Annotated in this window: 1 rRNA gene; it reads left to right on the top strand. The window is 55.9% G+C overall.

Annotated elements, in window-relative coordinates:
* The first annotated feature begins 174 nt into the window (after positions 1-174).
* Positions 175-1,692, top strand: a 16S ribosomal RNA gene (locus tag AC4ELS_RS21245).
* The last annotated feature ends 191 nt before the right edge of the window (positions 1,693-1,883 follow it).

The following is a 1,883-nucleotide window of genomic DNA, read 5'->3' as shown; positions in this document are numbered from 1 at the left end:
TGTTGTTTGAGAACTCAATAGTGTGTTTGGTGGTTTTTGTTTGTTGTTTTTGGCCACGCTCTTTTTCCCGTTTAGGGTGTGGCTTTGTTTTTTTGATGCCAGTTTGTTGGTGTCTTTTGTTTGGTCGAATTTTTCTGATTCGAATTCTGCCTGGTTTTTGGACTGGGAAGTTTTTGTTTGGAGAGTTTGATTCTGGCTCAGGACGAACGCTGGCGGCGTGCTTAACACATGCAAGTCGAACGGAAAGGCCCTTCGGGGTACTCGAGTGGCGAACGGGTGAGTAACACGTGGGTGATCTGCCCTGCACTTTGGGATAAGCCTGGGAAACTGGGTCTAATACCGAATATGACCGCGCACTTCCTGGTGTGTGGTGGAAAGCTTTTGCGGTGTGGGATGGGCCCGCGGCCTATCAGCTTGTTGGTGGGGTAATGGCCTACCAAGGCGACGACGGGTAGCCGGCCTGAGAGGGTGACCGGCCACACTGGGACTGAGATACGGCCCAGACTCCTACGGGAGGCAGCAGTGGGGAATATTGCACAATGGGCGCAAGCCTGATGCAGCGACGCCGCGTGAGGGATGACGGCCTTCGGGTTGTAAACCTCTTTCAATAGGGACGAAGCGCAAGTGACGGTACCTATAGAAGAAGGACCGGCCAACTACGTGCCAGCAGCCGCGGTAATACGTAGGGTCCGAGCGTTGTCCGGAATTACTGGGCGTAAAGAGCTCGTAGGTGGTTTGTCGCGTTGTTCGTGAAAACTCACAGCTTAACTGTGGGCGTGCGGGCGATACGGGCAGACTAGAGTACTGCAGGGGAGACTGGAATTCCTGGTGTAGCGGTGGAATGCGCAGATATCAGGAGGAACACCGGTGGCGAAGGCGGGTCTCTGGGCAGTAACTGACGCTGAGGAGCGAAAGCGTGGGGAGCGAACAGGATTAGATACCCTGGTAGTCCACGCCGTAAACGGTGGGTACTAGGTGTGGGTTTCCTTCCTTGGGATCCGTGCCGTAGCTAACGCATTAAGTACCCCGCCTGGGGAGTACGGCCGCAAGGCTAAAACTCAAAGAAATTGACGGGGGCCCGCACAAGCGGCGGAGCATGTGGATTAATTCGATGCAACGCGAAGAACCTTACCTGGGTTTGACATGCACAGGACGCCAGTAGAGATATTGGTTCCCTTGTGGCCTGTGTGCAGGTGGTGCATGGCTGTCGTCAGCTCGTGTCGTGAGATGTTGGGTTAAGTCCCGCAACGAGCGCAACCCTTATCTTATGTTGCCAGCGCGTAATGGCGGGGACTCGTGAGAGACTGCCGGGGTCAACTCGGAGGAAGGTGGGGATGACGTCAAGTCATCATGCCCCTTATGTCCAGGGCTTCACACATGCTACAATGGCCGGTACAAAGGGCTGCGATGCCGTGAGGTGGAGCGAATCCTTTCAAAGCCGGTCTCAGTTCGGATCGGGGTCTGCAACTCGACCCCGTGAAGTCGGAGTCGCTAGTAATCGCAGATCAGCAACGCTGCGGTGAATACGTTCCCGGGCCTTGTACACACCGCCCGTCACGTCATGAAAGTCGGTAACACCCGAAGCCGGTGGCCTAACCCTTGTGGAGGGAGCCGTCGAAGGTGGGATCGGCGATTGGGACGAAGTCGTAACAAGGTAGCCGTACCGGAAGGTGCGGCTGGATCACCTCCTTTCTAAGGAGCACCACGAGACCTGGGCCGGCCCCGCAGATCGCGGGATCAGCTGAGCTTTCAGGCGATTCGTTGGATGGCCTCACACCTGTAGTGGGTGGGGGTCTGGTGCACTCAACAAACTTGGCGTGGGATGCGGGAAAGCATCTGCGGAAAATCATCAGACACACTATTGGGCTTTGAGACAACAGGCC

The organism is Mycobacterium shunyiense (assembly GCF_058270035.1).
This window is presented reverse-complemented; position numbering and strand designations above follow the sequence as displayed.